Origin of the sequence: Streptomyces sp. MS06 (assembly GCF_047200655.1) — a bacterium.
Taxonomy (GTDB): domain Bacteria; phylum Actinomycetota; class Actinomycetes; order Streptomycetales; family Streptomycetaceae; genus Streptomyces.
Genome location: NZ_JBJZOJ010000025.1, coordinates 1 through 15,709, shown reverse-complemented (window position 1 = coordinate 15,709; position 15,709 = coordinate 1). Strand labels below are relative to the sequence as shown.

The 15,709-nt window shown below is 71.3% G+C and carries 13 protein-coding genes and 1 riboswitch; of the genes, 2 read left to right on the top strand and 11 right to left on the bottom strand.

Features of this window, described 5'->3' with window-relative positions; translation table 11 throughout:
* The first annotated feature begins 46 nt into the window (after positions 1-46).
* Complete coding sequence (locus ACL02U_RS15680) at positions 47-1,138, top strand: ABC transporter ATP-binding protein (RefSeq protein WP_412791434.1); 1,092 nt, start codon at positions 47-49, stop codon at positions 1,136-1,138.
* 301 nt (positions 1,139-1,439) lie between these two features.
* On the opposite strand, the gene gcvP is transcribed toward ACL02U_RS15680, so the two are convergent.
* Entirely contained in the window at positions 1,440-4,325 is a 2,886-nt protein-coding gene (gene gcvP, locus ACL02U_RS15675; RefSeq protein WP_412791433.1) for an aminomethyl-transferring glycine dehydrogenase, read from the bottom strand.
* A gap of 176 nt (positions 4,326-4,501) precedes the next feature.
* Positions 4,502-4,597: riboswitch (glycine riboswitch) on the bottom strand.
* A 114-nt stretch (positions 4,598-4,711) separates the two neighbouring features.
* Here gcvP and ACL02U_RS15670 point away from each other — a divergent pair.
* Positions 4,712-5,083 carry a PRC-barrel domain-containing protein gene (locus ACL02U_RS15670; protein ID WP_412791432.1) on the top strand — a complete coding sequence of 124 codons (372 nt, stop codon included), beginning with the start codon at positions 4,712-4,714 and terminating at the stop codon, positions 5,081-5,083.
* A gap of 208 nt (positions 5,084-5,291) precedes the next feature.
* Here ACL02U_RS15670 and ACL02U_RS15665 read toward each other — a convergent pair whose 3' ends face one another.
* From ACL02U_RS15665 to ACL02U_RS15620, 10 genes are all read right to left on the bottom strand, one after another.
* Entirely contained in the window at positions 5,292-6,710 is a 1,419-nt protein-coding gene (locus ACL02U_RS15665) for a DNA polymerase IV (RefSeq protein WP_412791431.1), read from the bottom strand.
* A gap of 111 nt (positions 6,711-6,821) precedes the next feature.
* Positions 6,822-7,466: a MerR family transcriptional regulator gene (locus ACL02U_RS15660; RefSeq protein ID WP_412791430.1), complete on the bottom strand. Its 645-nt coding sequence runs from the start codon at positions 7,464-7,466 to the stop codon at positions 6,822-6,824.
* A gap of 267 nt (positions 7,467-7,733) precedes the next feature.
* Complete coding sequence (locus tag ACL02U_RS15655; RefSeq protein WP_004934251.1) at positions 7,734-8,207, bottom strand: bifunctional nuclease family protein; 474 nt, start codon at positions 8,205-8,207, stop codon at positions 7,734-7,736.
* A gap of 85 nt (positions 8,208-8,292) precedes the next feature.
* Positions 8,293-9,030 (bottom strand): MerR family transcriptional regulator, encoded by a 738-nt coding sequence (locus ACL02U_RS15650; RefSeq protein WP_412791429.1) that lies wholly within the window; start codon positions 9,028-9,030, stop codon positions 8,293-8,295.
* A 43-nt stretch (positions 9,031-9,073) separates the two neighbouring features.
* Positions 9,074-9,889: an FHA domain-containing protein gene (locus ACL02U_RS15645; RefSeq protein ID WP_412791428.1), complete on the bottom strand. Its 816-nt coding sequence runs from the start codon at positions 9,887-9,889 to the stop codon at positions 9,074-9,076.
* A gap of 190 nt (positions 9,890-10,079) precedes the next feature.
* The gene (locus ACL02U_RS15640; RefSeq protein WP_412791427.1) at positions 10,080-11,045 is read right to left on the bottom strand and encodes a DUF881 domain-containing protein; all 966 of its coding nucleotides are present in this window, start codon (positions 11,043-11,045) and stop codon (positions 10,080-10,082) included.
* 5 nt (positions 11,046-11,050) lie between these two features.
* Positions 11,051-11,383, bottom strand: a complete 333-nt coding sequence (locus ACL02U_RS15635; protein WP_003977440.1) for a small basic family protein — start codon at positions 11,381-11,383, stop codon at positions 11,051-11,053.
* A complete protein-coding gene (locus ACL02U_RS15630; protein ID WP_412791426.1) occupies positions 11,380-12,291 on the bottom strand; it encodes a DUF881 domain-containing protein in 912 nt (303 codons plus the stop codon). The genes ACL02U_RS15635 and ACL02U_RS15630 overlap by 4 nt, the downstream gene beginning before the upstream one ends.
* A gap of 98 nt (positions 12,292-12,389) precedes the next feature.
* On the bottom strand, positions 12,390-14,885 hold the full coding sequence (locus ACL02U_RS15625) for a sugar phosphate nucleotidyltransferase (RefSeq protein WP_412791425.1): 2,496 nt from the start codon (positions 14,883-14,885) through the stop codon (positions 12,390-12,392).
* Between the two features lie 114 nt (positions 14,886-14,999).
* Positions 15,000-15,608 carry a CDP-alcohol phosphatidyltransferase family protein gene (locus ACL02U_RS15620; protein WP_412791424.1) on the bottom strand — a complete coding sequence of 203 codons (609 nt, stop codon included), beginning with the start codon at positions 15,606-15,608 and terminating at the stop codon, positions 15,000-15,002.
* Between the last annotated feature and the right edge of the window lie 101 nt (positions 15,609-15,709).

Here is a 15,709-nt window from a genome sequence, read left to right as displayed (position 1 = left end):
CCCGCCGCGCCCCGCCGCCCGGCCTTCCTCCAGGGACGATGCCCTCATGACCGAACCTGACGACGCCGCCGCCTCCCGCACCGCCGGCGCGGCGCGGGAGGAGGGGCTGGACGCCCGCCTCGTCGTCGACCGCGACGCGTTCCGCCTGGACGTCGCGCTGGCCGCGGCGCCCGGAGAGGTTCTCGCCCTCCTCGGACCGAACGGCGCGGGCAAGACCACCGCCCTGCGGGCGCTCGCCGGCCTCGTCCCTCTGACCGCCGGCCACCTGCGCCTGGACGGGGCCGCCCTGGACGGCACACCCCCGGAGTCCCGGCCGGTGGGCGTCGTCTTCCAGGACTACCTGCTGTTCCCGCACCTGACGGCCCTGGACAACGTCGCCTTCGGACCGCGCTGCCGGGGCGCCGGCAAGGCGCGGGCGCGGGCCGCGGCCGGCCGGTGGCTGGAGCGCATGGGGCTGGCCGACCAGGCGGACGCCAAGCCCCGGCGCCTGTCCGGCGGTCAGGCCCAGCGGGTCGCGCTCGCCCGTGCCCTGGCCATCCGCCCCCGCCTGCTGCTGCTGGACGAACCGCTGTCGGCGCTGGACGCGCGCACCCGGCTGGAGGTCCGGGCCGGGCTCCGCCGCCACCTGGCCGACTTCGAGGCCGTCGCCGTCCTGGTCACCCACGATCCGCTGGACGCCATGGTGCTCGCCGACCGGCTCGTGGTGGTGGAGGACGGCCGCGTGGTCCAGGAGGGCTCCCCGTCGGCCATCGCCCGCCGGCCGCGCACCGACTACATCGCCCAGCTCGTCGGACTGAACCTCTACCGGGGCCGGGCCGAGGGCCACACCGTCCGGCTCGGCACGGGCGCCGTCATCACCACCACGGAGGACCTGTCCGGGCCGGTGTTCGTCGCCTTTCCGCCCGGCGCGGTCACCCTCCACCGCGACCGGCCCACCGGATCCAGCGCACGCAACCTGTGGCGCTGCGAGGTGAACGGGCTGGAGCCCCACGGGGACCAGGTTCGCGCCGACCTGAGGGGCGAGCTGCCGCTGACCGCGGACCTGACCGCGGTCGCCGCGGCCGAACTGGATCTCCACCCGGGGGCACCGGTGTGGGCGACGGTGAAGGCGACGCAGACGCACGCCTACCCGGACTGACGCCTCCGCGGCTACGGGGACGGCGCACCGCGCTCCGCGGGCCGGTGCGCACGGCAACGGACGGTGGGAGGGGGCGGGCCGCCCGCGCCGTGCCGAGCCCCCGGGTCGGGGCGAAGCACGGCATCGGGCAGCCGTCCGGTGGGCGGTGAACGCCGCGCCGGTGGGTAGCCGCCGGGCGGGCGTCCGCTGCTCGACCGAGGCCGCGACCGCGACCGCGAGGCCAACGGCGACGGCAACGGCGACGGCCGGACATGCGTCGGGGCCCGGCCGACGGTGCGGCCGGGCCCCGACGTGTGCGCGGTCAGTCCTCGTAGGCGTCCAGCGGCGGGCAGGCGCAGACCAGGTTCCGGTCCCCGAACGCCTGGTCGATACGGCGCACCGGGGGCCAGTACTTGTCGGCGGCCGACACCCCGGCCGGGAAGACGGCCTCCTCGCGGCTGTAGGCGTGGTCCCAGTCGCCGCCCAGCAGTCGCGTGGTGTGCGGGGCGTTGCGCAGCGGGTTGTCGTCCGCGGGCCACGCACCGGAGGCGACCTTCTCGATCTCCGCACGGATGGCGATCATCGCCTCGCAGAACCGGTCCAGCTCGGCCAGGTCCTCGGATTCGGTCGGCTCGATCATCAGCGTGCCGGCCACCGGGAAGGACATCGTCGGCGCGTGGAAGCCGTAGTCGATGAGCCGCTTCGCCACGTCGTCGACGCTCACCCCGGTCGCCTTGGTCAGCGGGCGAAGGTCGATGATGCACTCGTGCGCGACGAGCCCGCCCGGGCCGGTGTAGAGCACCGGGAAGTGCGGCTCCAGACGCTTGGCGACGTAGTTGGCGGACAGCACGGCCACCTGTGTGGCGCGCTTCAGCCCCTCGCCGCCCATCAGCCGGACGTAGGCCCAGGAGATGGGCAGGATGCCCGCGCTGCCCCAGGGCGCCGCGGAGATCGGGCCGACGCCCGTCTCGGGCCCCGCGGCGGGCTGCAGCGGGTGGTTGGGCAGGTAGGGCGCCAGGTGGGCGCGCACGCCCACCGGGCCGACGCCCGGGCCGCCGCCGCCGTGCGGGATGCAGAACGTCTTGTGCAGGTTCAGGTGGGAGACGTCCCCGCCGAAGTGGCCCGGCTTGGCGAGGCCGACGAGCGCGTTGAGGTTGGCGCCGTCGACGTACACCTGGCCGCCCGCCTCGTGGACCTGCGCGCAGATGTCGGCGACGTGCTCCTCGAACACGCCGTGCGTGGACGGGTAGGTGATCATCAGCACGGCCAGTTCGTCGCGGTGCTGCTCGATCCTCGCCCGCAGGTCCTCGACGTCGATCTCGCCGTCCCCGGCGGTCTTCACGACGACGACCTTCATCCCGGCCATGACGGCGCTGGCCGCGTTGGTGCCGTGTGCGGAGGACGGGATGAGGCAGACGGTGCGCTGCTCGTCGCCGTTCGCACGGTGGTAGCCGCGCACGGCCAGCAGCCCGGCCAGCTCGCCCTGCGAGCCGGCGTTCGGCTGGAGCGAGACCCTGTCGTACCCGGTGACCTCGGCGAGGCGCTCCTCCAGCTCGCGGATGAGCGTGAGGTAGCCCTCCGCCTGCTCGGCCGGTGCGAAGGGGTGCAGCTGCCCGAACTCGGGCCAGGTGACCGGCTCCATCTCGGTGGTCGCGTTGAGCTTCATGGTGCAGGAGCCCAGCGGGATCATGCCCCGGTCGAGCGCGTAGTCGCGGTCGGCCAGGGTGCGCAGGTAGCGCAGCATCGCCGTCTCGGAGCGGTGCTGGTGGAAGACGGGGTGCGCCAGGTAGTCGTCGGAGCGCAGCAGCGGCTGCGGCAGCGCGTCCCCGGTGGCGGCGTCCAGCGCGTCGATGTCGCCCTCGGTTCCGAAGGCGGCCCAGACGGCGGCCAGGTTCGCGCGGGTGGTCGTCTCGTCGCAGGCGATGGATACCAGGTCGGCGTCGACGAGGCGCAGGTTGACCCCGTTGCCGCGGGCGGCGGCCACGATCTCGGCGGCCTTCCCGGGCACCCGCACGGTCAACGTGTCGAAGAACGACCGGTGGACGATCTCGGCTCCGCCGTCGGCGAGTCCCGCGGCGAGGATCGAGGCGTAGCGGTGGGTGCGCCGGGCGATCGTCCGCAGTCCGTCGGGGCCGTGGTAGACGGCGTACATCCCGGCCATCACGGCGAGCAGCACCTGCGCGGTGCAGATGTTGCTGGTGGCCTTCTCGCGGCGGATGTGCTGCTCGCGGGTCTGCAGCGCCAGCCGGTACGCCTTGTGCCCGTCCGCGTCCAGGGACACGCCCACGAGCCGCCCGGGCAGGCTGCGGGCGAACTTCTCCTGCACGGCCATGTAGCCGGCGTGCGGACCGCCGAAGCCCATCGGCACACCGAACCGCTGGGTGGTGCCGACCGCGATGTCCGCGCCGAGCTCGCCGGGCGAGGTCAGCAGGGTCAGCGCAAGCAGGTCGGCGGCGACGGTGACCAAGGCGCCCAGCGCGTGGGCCTGCTCGATGACGGGCCTGATGTCGCGCACCGCGCCGGAGGCGCCCGGGTACTGGATCAGCACGCCGTTGATCTCGCGCTCGGCGGTCTCCGCCGGGATGCCGTCGGACAGGTCGGCGACGACGATCTCGACGCCGGTCGGCTCCGCGCGGGTCCGGAGCACCGCGAGGGTCTGCGGCAGTGCGTCCGCGTCCACCAGGAAGACGCCCTTCTTGTTCCGGCCCATGCGCCGGGACAGGGCCATGGCCTCGGCTGCCGCGGTCCCCTCGTCGAGGAGGGAGGCTCCGGAGGTGGGCAGGCCGGTCAGGTCGGCGACCATGGTCTGGAAGTTCAGCAGGGCTTCGAGGCGGCCCTGGGAGATCTCCGGCTGGTACGGCGTGTACGCCGTGTACCAGGCCGGGTTCTCCATGACGTTGCGCAGGATGACGGGCGGGGTGAAGGTGCCGTGGTAACCGAGCCCGATCATCGGGTCGAGCACCTGGTTGCGGTCGGCGAGGGAGCGCAGCTCGGCCAGCACCTCCGGTTCGGTGCGGGCTCCCGGCAGATCGAGCGCGTCGGCGTTCTTGATCACATCCGGTACGGCGGCGGTGGTGAGCTCGTCCAGCGAGCCGTAGCCGACCTGCGCGAGCATCTTGGCCCGCGCCTCGTGGTCGGGGCCGATGTGGCGCCGCTCGAAGGGAGTGCCCTGTTCGAGCTCGGAGAGCGGAGTGCGATGGGCGGTCATTGCGGAGGCCTCCTGGTCTGACGCGACCTTCGAGGAGCACCACGGCACGGGTGCCCCGACGGCCTCCCCCTCTGTCATCTCAACCTGAGAGCTTCACCGGGCCGCCTCGGGGCGGCCGGTTTTCACCGTCGGTGAGAGCGGAAGCCGTCGACACCCGCCCTGCTTTCCAGAGTGACCTCGTCCGTGCGGTACGTGAGCCTGAGAGATTCCGGGGAGGATTTGCTCCTTCGGCGCCTCCGGTGGTGGACGGAGGACTCTCCCGCACGGGGTCAGCAGCCGCTTGCCAGCCTACCAGCGAGGCCCGTGGCCGGTTCCTCGAGTGGCCGCGGCACGCATTGTGCTCTTTCGTAGTGCTTACGGATGAGTTGCGACCTCATGGAGGGACCGTGCAGACCGACATCGATCCGCGCAACCTGATCGGCCGCAAGGCGTTCGACCGCGACGGCACCAAGATCGGCACCGTCGACGAGGTGTACCTCGACGACGCGACCGGTGTGCCGGAGTGGGCCGCCATACGGACCGGCCTCTTCTCCCGGGACGCCTTCGTCCCGCTGGAGCCGAGCGAGCTGGTCGAGGGCACCCTGCACATCCCGTTCGAACGCGCGCTGATCAAGGACGCCCCCGACTTCGGTGTGGGCCGCCACCTCTCGCCGGAGCAGGAGCTCCAGCTCTACCACCACTACGGCCTCGACGTGGCTCCGCCCCCGTCCCTCCCGGACCGCGACTTCGGCCGGCTGGCGGGCACGGACGAGACCTGAACGGCCCCGCCCCGCACTCTCCTCCCCGGCATCCCCCGATCGCCGCCCTCCCGGTCCCGCCCTCCCCCGCCCCGGCCCCACCGGCCCGGCCCTCCCCCGCCCCCTGCAGCTCCCGTCCGGCGCTCCGGGTTCCGCTCCCCCCCGGTACGCCTCCGCGCGCGCCGCACGCTCCAGCGGGCCGCCTGCCTCCCCGGGCGCGCGGGCCGTGTCACGCGGGCGTCGGCGGTCTCGGCGCCGCTGCCGGGCCCGGACCGGCCCCCGCCCGCCGCGGCACGTCCCCGGCCTCCGGGTCGGCCCCCCGCTGCACCAGCGGCAGCGGCTGCGCCGGCTCCAGCGCCGGATCGTCCACCCGGAAGGTGCGTACCCGCCCGGGCGCCGAGTCGGGGGTCTCGAACCGCACCGTGACCCGCCCGAGGCCGCTGCCCTGCACCCAGCCGTGCCCGTGGAGGGCGTGCCGGACGTCGCGGCCGGGCCGCCAGCGCCATTCGGCGGGTTCGGCCTCGTCCGGGGCCGGTGCGGCCTCGGCCTCCTCCTCCGCCTGCTCCGTACGCTCCCCCGCGGCCTGGGCGAAGAGGTCCTCCTGGGTGTAGTCGGCGAGGCCGCTCACCCCCACTCCCAGCAGCCGCACCCCGCCCGTGGTGTCCAGTGGGTCGAGCAGCCGCGCCGCCGCCTCCCGCACCACCGCCGGATCGTCCGTCGGCCCGCGCAGCGTCTCCGACCGGGTGAGTGTCGAGAAGTCGTAGCGCCGCACCTTCAGCACGATCGTCCGGCCGGACAGACCCGCGGCGCGCAGCCGGTGGACGCAGCGGTCGGCCAGCCGCCGCACCTCCATCCCGATCCGGAGCCGGTCGTGGATGTCCACGTCGTAGGTGTCCTCGACCGACACCGACTTCGTCTCCCGCTCGGCGACCACCGGGCGGTCGTCCCGCGCCAGCGCCATCGCGTACAGCCCGTGGCCGTGCGCCTTGCCCAGCAGCCGGACCAGTTCGTCCTCTCCGGCCTCGACGATCTCGTCGACGGTGGCGATCCCGGCTCTGCGCAGGTGGTCGCCGGTGGCCGGCCCGACGCCGGGCAGGGTCCGGACCGGCATCGGGCCCAGCAGGGCCCGCTCGCTGCCCGGCTCGATCAGGACGAGGCCGTCCGGTTTGGCCTGCTCGGAGCCGATCTTCGCGAGCATCTTGCAGGCCGCGAGGCCGACCGATCCGGTGAGCCCGGTGACGGCGCGGATGTCGGCGCGGAGCCTCTCGCCGGCCAGCCTGGCCGAGGCGCTGTCCCGGGCCGCTCCCGAGGCCTCCAGGTCCACGAAGGCCTCGTCCAGGCTCAGCGGCTCCACCAGCGGCGACAGCGCCCGCAGCAGCCCCATCACCTGCTCGCTGATCGACCGGTAGAAGTCGAAGCGCGGAGTGAGGTAGGCGGCGTGCGGCGCCAGTCGGCGGGCCTGCGCCGTGGGCATCGCCGAGTGGACGCCGAAGACCCGCGCCTCGTACGAGGCGGTGGCCACCACCCCGCGTGGTCCGAGACCGCCCACCACGACGGCCTTCCCGCGCAGGCTCGGCTTGGACGCCTGCTCCGCCGAGGCGAAGAAGGCATCCATGTCGAGATGCAGGATCGTGGGCGCGGTTCTCACACCTCCGATGCTGCACCACGCCACTGACATCGCCACTGACGTCGCACCCGGTGCCGCCGGGGGAACGCGGCGGGCTCTCTGCGGGCACCGCCGCAGGGTCGCGGAAACCGCTCAGACGGCCCGGTTCCGTCGGCGGGCCAGTTCGTCCGCTGGATTGTGCCCGACGAGGGTCTCCCCGGTGTCGATGCGCTCCCCGTGCAGTTGCGAGAGCGCGCTCTCCACGTCCCGCCACACCACTCCGACAGCGATCCCGAAGACGCCCTGTCCGCCCTGCAGCAGGGCGTGCACCTCGTCCGGCGAGGTGCACTCGTAGACGGTGGCGCCGTCGCTCATCAGCGTCATGCGCTCCAGATCGCGGAAGCCGCGTTCCCGCAGGTGCTGGACGGCGGTGCGGATGTTCTGCAGCGAGACCCCGGTGTCGAGGAACCGCTTGACGATCTTCAGGACGACGACGTCCCGGAAGCTGTACAGGCGCTGCGTCCCGGATCCGTAGGCGGGCCGGACACTGGGTTCGACGAGGCCGGTGCGGGCCCAGTAGTCGAGTTGCCTGTAGGTGATGCCGGCTGCCGCGCAGGCCGTCGGACCGCGGTAGCCGATCTGCTCGGACGTCATCGACGCCGCCCCTCCGCTGCTCGGCACGGCCGCCGGTCGCTGCGGAACGTGATCGGCCGTGCTGCTGTGAAGCGGAAACGGACCGCCCGCCCCGAAACCACGTCCGGGGGCACCCCCAGCCGTACCGCCGCCGCTGCTTCCCACGCCGACCTCCGTCCTTGACCTGCCTTCTCGACGGTAGGCAGTCACCATGGGTGCGTCAACGATCGCCACACTCGGCACGCCGGGTGATAATCACCCTGGGAGTGGTTTCCCGCACCCCACCGCGGGGAAAGGCTAGCGGAATGTGTCCGGAGGGGGTCGCAGGACTCTCTCATACCCTCGTGGCACTTGCCGGTATTTTGCGCGACGCGGCCGTCCGGCGGAACCGCCCGCCGGACCGTGCGTCGGCGGGTAGCAGGCGTGCCGCGCCTACTGGTTGCTGGTCCCGAAGTCCTCCGGAGAGATCTGGTCGAGGAACTCGCGGAACTTCTCCACCTCGTCCTCCTGCTCGTCCGGGATGGCGATGCCCGCGTCGTCGAGGACCGTGTCACTGCCGTAGATCGGCGTGCCGGTGCGCAGGGCCAGCGCTATGGCGTCGGACGGGCGGGCACTCACCTCGACTCCGCTGGCGAAGACCAGCTCCGCGTAGAAAACGCCCTCGCGCAGGTCCGTGATGCGCACTTCGGTCAGCTCCTGACCAACGGCCTCCAGCACGTCCTTGAAAAGGTCGTGGGTCAGCGGCCGCGCGGGGGCCATGCCCTGCTGAGCGAAGGCGATCGCCGTCGCCTCCCCCGGCCCGATCCAGATGGGGAGGTAGCGGTCGCCTCCCACTTCGCGCAGGAGCACGATCGGTTGGTTGGAGGGCATTTCGACCCGGACACCTACGACATCGAGCTCGTTCACACAGCAACCCTAGGCCGTGCCCGGGATGTTTGGGTAGTCGAGCCGGCAAGGCGTGGCCGATCACGCACCGCGAGGACCCCTTCCGTCAGGGCAACCGCACCCCGAGTGCCGTCTGCACCAGCGCCGAGTGGAGCCGCACCGCGAGATCCGCCAGTTCCCTCGCCCGGTCCTCCGCATGTGCCCTGGTCTGCGGGTTGCGGTGGCGCCGGAGCGGGGCCACCACCTGGTCCACCAGCCCGGCCTCCCGGTCGGCGGCAGCCTTCATCAACCGCAGGTGCCGCGGCTCGATCCCGAAGCGGCCCAGTTGCGCGACGAGCGAGGCGACAGTGGCCGACTCCGCGTCGTAGACGCCGTCCTCCAGGGGCGTGACGAGTCCGTACGACTCCCACTCCTGCAGCTCCTGCTCGCCGATCCCGGCGGCGTCCAGCAGCTCCTCGCGGCCGATTCTGGCCGCGGCCGGCGGCTCGCCGGATGTCTGCGCGGAGTCGCCCTCTCCCGGCCGGCCCAGCGGCGGAAGATGCACCGCCTCGCCGCGTTCCACGGCGTCGAGGTGCTCGCGGATCACCTTCAGCGGGAGGTAGTGGTCCCGCTGCATTCTCAGCACCCGAGCAAGGCGCTCCACGTCCTCGTCGCTGAACTTGCGGTAGCCGGAAGGGGTCCGCCGCGGCTCGATCAACCCCTCCGACTCCAGGAACCGGATCTTGGAGATGGTGACCTCGGGGAACTCGTCCCGCAGCGCGTTCAACACGGTACCGATGCTCATCAGGTCATTGTCCGCGGCGGCGGCGCCGTGATCGGCACCGCCGCTCGGTGTTCGAAGCATCAAACTTCCTTGGAGGGTGCTCCCGGACCGAGTCCGGGAGCGCTCAGTAAGCCCGCTGGCTCGCGTAGAAGACCAGCCGGTACTTGCCGATCTGCACCTCGTCCCCGTTGGACAGGGCGACCGAGTCGATCCGCTCCCGGTTGACGTACGTGCCGTTGAGGCTGCCCACGTCGGCCACGGTGAAGCTGCCGTCCGGTCCGCGACGGAACTCCACGTGCCGGCGGGAGACGGTGACGTCGTCCAGGAAGATGTCGCTCTGCGGGTGGCGCCCGGCCGTGGTCAGGTCGCTGTCCAGCAGGAAGCGGCTGCCCTGGTTCGGCCCGCGGCGCACCACCAGGAGCGCCGAGCCCAGCGGGAGCGCGTCCACGGCCGCCTGCGCCTCGGACGACAGCGCCGGGACGGCCGTCTGGCCGGTGGCCTCCGCGTCATAGGCCTCGATGCCGGAGATGGAGATCGTCGAGGTGGTCTCCGACGGGCGCTCCGCGGCGGCCCCGGCCCGGAGCGGAGCACCGCAGTGGGAGCAGAAGCGGCTGTTCTCCGCGTTGCGGTTACCGCACCTCGTACACACCAGGGCCGACATGGACGGATCCTCCTGCCGCGGCTGCCCCGCCGGCGCATTGGACGCGTACGGGGCATCCGTACCCGAGGTCGACGGTTGTCCGAAACCTATGCCGCCCGCCTGGGCAGGGTCAACCGACGGCGCGCCCGGCGCCCGGGACGCGTCACCGCCCGGACCAGCCACCTGGTCCCGGAACAGCGGCCGCCGTCCCTCGGCATCGGGCTGTGCGCGATGCCGGGCGGTCGCGTTGTCGCCGCCCTCTCGCGTGCTCTTGCCGAACAACTTCCCAAACAACTTCACGGGCGATTCCCCTTGACCGAAACAGACCCGCCCGTGGGGCAGGACGAACCCTGACTGAACACACCGGTCGACCCGGACATCTTCACAACGTCCGTATCCACCAGACAGTTTCCACCACGCACCACCGGTTCGGTGCGCCGACCCCCCGCAACGTCATGCCCTCGCCCGATGCCTGCCATGCACCGCCGCTTCACCGGGAGGACGACCGAGCGTAGTCAGGCCGCTTCGCCGCTCGCAAGGCGTCCACGACGATCTTGTCCGACCGCTCGATGACCACCGTGGCCTGCTCCTTTTCCAGAGTCTGCACCACGCCTCCCGGGATGTTCAGCGCCGGATCCAGGTCCTGCGGCTTGCCGATGACCTGAAAACGATAGGGAGCGGTGATCTTGTTCCCGTCGATGCTGACGCTCTTGCCGGAATCCGTCAGATAGGTGTCGGCGACCACCCTCACCCCGTTCACCTGGATCGCCTCCGCTCCGGCGGCACGCAGTTCCTGGATCGCGTCCAGCAGCATGTCCGCCTCGACCGTCCCCTTCGTGTCGTCGATGGTCATCGTGATGCCGGGGCCCCGGGCGGCGACCGTGCCCGCCAGGATGCCGAGTTGCCTCTCCTTCTGGAGGGTCTGCTTGCGGGCCTCCTCGGCCTGGTCGGAGCTGTTCTCCAGTTCCTCCCGCTGCTTCTCCAGCCCCTGCTTCTCATCCTCAAGACGCTGAGTCCGGTCGTCGAGTTCGTCGAGGATGCGCACCAGGTCCTCCTGGCGCGCGCCGCGCAGGGCGCTGTCGCTGTCGCTGTTCGAGGCCACCTGCACCGCGAGCCCGAAGCCGAGGCCGAACAGGAGCACGGCGACGATGAGCTGGGCGCGGCTGACCCGCGGCGGCCACAGCCCCTGCGCCAGCCGCTGCCTGCCGGTGAGCGCCGGCTCCGCGGGCGGCGCGGCGGCCGGTTCCGACCGCCCGCCCCCGTCGGCCGCTTCCCGGGCCGTGCCGGGTTCCTCCGCCGGTATGCCCCGGTCCTCGGGGCCCGGCGTCTCGCGGGACGTGTCCCGCGGCTTGTCGGGCGATGCTTCCGGCGGCACGCTCCCGGGGGCGTCCGCGGGGGTGTTCTGCGGCGCTTCCTCGCCCGGTTCGTTCCCGGACTGCTCGTTCTGGTCGCTCATCGGCCTCACGCCCGGAAGACGTGCCGGCGGATCGCCGCGGCGTTGGAGAAGATGCGGATTCCGAGGACGACCACGACGCCCGTGGACAGCTGGGCGCCCACGCCCAACTTGTCGCCCAGGAACACGATCAGCGCGGCGACGACGACGTTCGACAGGAACGACACGACGAAGACCTTGTCGTCGAAGATGCCGTCCAGCATGGCCCGGAGGCCGCCGAAGACGGCGTCCAGCGCCGCCACGACGGCGATCGGGAGGTAGGGCTCGACGGCCGCCGGCACCTCGGGCCGGACCAACAGTCCTGCCACGACTCCCACGACGAGGCCCAGTACGGCGATCACGATGTGCCCTTCTCGGAATTCTCGGTGTTCGACTTTGCGGTGCGGACGATCAGGCTCGGCGCGGCCGGCAGCCGGACGTCGTCCTGGACGGAGAGGGTGTAGCGGATGCCGTAGCTCTCCTTCAGGGCCTCCAGGTACAGCCCGTCCGCGCTGTCCTTGAACCCGCTGCTCAGTTGCCGCCCGTCACCGACCGCGAGGACCGTGTACGGGGGGACCAGCGGCCGGTTGTCGACCAGTATCGCGTCGCCCGCGGCCCTGATCGCGGACAGTGCCGTCAGCCGCTGCCCGTTGATCGAGACGGCTTCGGCTCCCGACTGCCACAGCCCGTTCACGACGCGCTGCATGTCCCGGTCGCGGATCCGGCCGGTGTCGGCGAAGCCCGTCGTCTCCCGCGGGTTGCCGGAGCCGCCCCCGTCGGCCTCCTCGGCGTCGTCCACGACCAGTTTGACGCCGGGACCGTGGACGGCGGTTGCACCGGCCAGGAGGCCGACCAGGTCCGCCCGGCCGCCGCCTCCGGTCTGCTTCAGCGCCTCTCGCTGCCGAGCACCGACATCGTCCCGGAGCCGGTCGACGGAGTCCTGCAGTTCGTCCGCCGCGTCGGTGCCCTGGTCGATGCGGTCGATGAGTTCCTGGCGTTCCTTGGCCACGACGGGTGCCGCCACCCGGGCCTGCGCCGCACCGACGGTGACGATCAGAGCCGCGAGCACGAGTCCGGAGGCGAGCCCCAGTCTGGCGCGCAGGGTCTTGGGCAGCCCGCCGTTCTCGGCGGCCTTCCGGGCTGCGGCCTCGGCGTATCCGTCGTCGAGGCTGTGGTCCATGACGTTGGTGAGCAGCGACATGGACGCGTCCGGACGCGTGGAGGTCGTACGACTGCTCCGAACGGGGGGTGGCTGCGGCATGCCGCACATCGTCGCATGTCGCGCCCGGGACCTCCGAACGGCCCCATCGGCTTGCCGGACGGGCCCCCTTGGGGATGCCCGTCCGGCACGCACGGGTGCCGGTGCGGCTACCGGCCCGCGCTGTCCACGACCGCCGACCACTCGTCGAGCAGCGCCTGCGCGGAGGCGTCGTCGGGGCCTTCCGCCCACAGGTGGGTGACGGCCTCGGCCGGGTCGGGCAGCACCATCACCCAGCGGCCGTCGCTCTCCACGACGCGGACACCGTCCGTGGTGTCCACGGAGCGGTCTCCGGCGGCCTCCACGACGCTGCGCATGACGAGACCCTTCACCGCCCACGGGGTGGCCAGATCCCTGCGCAGGACGTGGGCCCGCGGAATCCGGGCGTCGATCTGGCTCAGGGTGAGCTGGGTCCGCGCGACCAGGCCGATCAGGCGTACGAAGGCGGCCGCGCCGTCGTAGACGCCGCTGAACTCGGGAACGATGAAGCCGCCCTTTCCGTCCCCGCCGAAGATGGCGCCCTCGTCCCTGCCGACCCGCGTCAGGTCGTCCGGGGAGGTGGTCGTCCACTCGACCTGGGTGCCGTGGTAGGCGGCCACCTGCTCGGCGATCCGCGTCGTGGTCACCGGCAGTGCCACCCGTCCGCTGCGGCGCTCGGCGGCGACCAGGTCGAGCATGACGAGCAGTGCCCGGTCGTCCTCGATGATCCGGCCCTTCTCGTCGACGAGTGACAGCCGCTCGCCGACGGGGTCGAAACGGACGCCGAACGCGGCTCCCGACGACGCCACTATCTCGCCCAGGCGCACCAGGCCCGCCCGCCGCATCTCGGGGGTCTCGGTGGGCCGGGACTCGTCGAGGCCGGGATTGATGGTCAGCGAGTCCACGCCCAGCCTGCCGAGGAGACTGGGCAGGACGAGTCCGGCGCTGCCGTTGGAGGCGTCGACGACGACCTTCAGGCCGGAGTCGGCGATCCCGTTGATGTCGACGTTGCGCAGCAGCGAGCCCGTGTAGGAGTCGAAGACGCTGGCCGGGAAGCGCAGGTCGCCGATCTCCCCCGGGAACGCACGTCGGTACTCCTGCCGTGCGAACACCCGGTCCAGCTTCCGCTGGCTGCCCTGGGACAGGTCCGCGCCCCGTCCGTCGAAGAACATGATGTCCACCGAGTCGGGCACCCCGGGCGTGGTGCGGATCATGATGCCGCCGGCGCTGCCCCGCGCGGTCTGCTGCCGCGCCACCGGGAGCGGCACGTTCTCCAGGTCGCGCACGTCGATGGCACTGGCCTGCAGCGCCGAGATGACGGCCCGCTTCAGGGCCCGCGCGCCACGCGAGTGGTCGCGGGCGGTGGTGACCGTGGAGCCCTTCTTGAGTGTGGTGGCGTAGGCTCCCGCGATCCGCACCGCCAGTTCCGGCGTGATCTCCACGTTCAGGATGCCGGAGACGCCGCGCGCCCCGAACAGGTGCGCCTGCCCGCGGGACTCCCAGATGACCGAGGTGTTGACGAACGCGCCGGCCTCGATGGTCTTGAAGGGGTAGACCCGCACGTTGCCCTGGACGATCGATTCCTCGCCGATCAGGCATTCGTCGCCGATGACGGCGCCGTCCTCGATGCGGGCCGCGCGCATGATGTCGGTGTTCTTGCCGACCACGCAGCCGCGCAGATTGCTGTGCTGCCCGACGTACACGTTGTCGTGCACGACGGCCCGGTGCAGAAAGGCACCCGTCTTGACGACGACGTTGGAGCCCACGACGGTGTGTTCGCGGACTTCCGCCCCGGCCTCGACCTTGGCGTAGTCCCCGATGTAGAGCGGCCCGCGCAGGACCGCGTCGGGGTGCACTTCGGCGCCTTCGGCGACCCATACTCCGGGCGAGATCTCGAATCCGTCGATATCGACGTCGACCTTGCCCTCGAGGACGTCGGCCTGGGCTTTCACATAGCTCTCATGGGTGCCGACGTCCTCCCAGTAGCCTTCGGCGACATAGCCGTAGACAGGCTTGCCCTCCTTCATCAGCTGGGGGAAGACGTCGCCGGACCAGTCGACGGGCACATCGGGGTCGACGTAGTCGAAGACCTCGGGCTCCATGACGTAGATGCCGGTGTTGACGGTGTCCGAGAAGACCTGGCCCCAGGTCGGCTTCTCCAGGAAGCGTTCGACCTTGCCGTCGTCGTCGACGATCGTGATGCCGAATTCCAGCGGATTGGGCACACGCGTCAGACAGACGGTGACCAGGGCGCCCTTCTCCTTGTGGAAATTGACCAGATCGGTGAGGTCGAAGTCGGTGAGTGCGTCGCCGGAGATGACGAGAAAGGCATCGTCCTTCAGCGCTTCCTCGGCGTTCTTCACGCTTCCGGCGGTGCCGAGGGGCTTCTCCTCGTTGGCGTAGGTGAGCTCCATTCCGAGCTCTTCACCGTCACCGAAGTAGTTCTTGACCAGAGACGCCAGGAACTGGACGGTGACGACGGTCTCGTTGAGCCCATGCCTTTTGAGCAGCCGGAGAACGTGCTCCATGATGGGCCGGTTGGCGACGGGCAGGAGCGGCTTGGGCATGCTTGAGGTCATCGGACGAAGGCGCGTGCCTTCGCCTCCGGCCATCACGACGGCCTTCATGTCGGAAGCGTCCTCCTCGAAGAGACGACGGTCTGGCCGACTTCGCCCGTCCAGATTGTCCCGTACTTCTTTGTAACGGGCCATCGAGCCGCTGTCGCGTCGAGGGAACCGGGCTCAGTCGACCAGGGCGTCCGCACGGACGAGACGGCGGACTTGTACCACGTAGAGAACTCCTGCCCACCAGTACAGCGTCGTACCCCAAATGGCGAACGCCCATCCGAAAACAGCAGCGAGTGACGGGATCCATCCGGTCCCGTCACTGAGCAGCAGCAGCGGGAAGGCGTACATCAGGTTGAAGGTGGCGGCTTTGCCGAGGAAGTTCACCTGGGGTGGCGGGTACCCGTGACGCCTGAGGACTCCCACCATCACCAGAAGGACCAACTCGCGGGCGAGTAGTACAGCCGTCAACCAGAGCGGCAGGATCTCACGCCATGTCAGGCCGACGAGTGTGGAGAGAATGTAGAGCCGGTCGGCGGCCGGATCAAGCAGCCGGCCGAGGCTGCTGATCTGGTTCCAGCGTCGCGCGAGCTTCCCGTCGAGGTAGTCGCTGATACCGCTGAACGCCAGCACGAGCAGTGCCCAGCCGTCGCTTTTCGGCCCTCCGAACTCGGGCCTGAGGATCAGCCACAGGAACAGGGGCACGCCGACGAGCCGCGCCATGCTGAGGATGTTGGGGATGGTGAGGACCCGGTCAGTCTGGACGCGGGTCTCCTGGACCTCCACCCGGGGGCCTCCAGTGGGAAACGAACCAACGATGCCTCCTGACCCTACCTCAACGCAAAAAAGCTCCGGCTCCCGGGCTGTATGCCCGGGAGCCGGAGCTC

What these genes read in the sequence shown, in the direction of transcription:
- ACL02U_RS15680 (WP_412791434.1), top strand. Translation starts at nt 47, where the DNA reads ATGACCGAACCTGACGACGCCGCCGCCTCCCGCACCGCCGGCGCGGCG.
- gcvP (WP_412791433.1), bottom strand. Translation starts at nt 4,325, where the DNA reads ATGACCGCCCATCGCACTCCGCTCTCCGAGCTCGAACAGGGCACTCCC.
- ACL02U_RS15650 (WP_412791429.1), bottom strand. Translation starts at nt 9,030, where the DNA reads ATGCTTCGAACACCGAGCGGCGGTGCCGATCACGGCGCCGCCGCCGCG.
- ACL02U_RS15640 (WP_412791427.1), bottom strand. Translation starts at nt 11,045, where the DNA reads ATGAGCGACCAGAACGAGCAGTCCGGGAACGAACCGGGCGAGGAAGCG.
- ACL02U_RS15630 (WP_412791426.1), bottom strand. Translation starts at nt 12,291, where the DNA reads ATGTGCGGCATGCCGCAGCCACCCCCCGTTCGGAGCAGTCGTACGACC.
- ACL02U_RS15625 (WP_412791425.1), bottom strand. Translation starts at nt 14,885, where the DNA reads ATGAAGGCCGTCGTGATGGCCGGAGGCGAAGGCACGCGCCTTCGTCCG.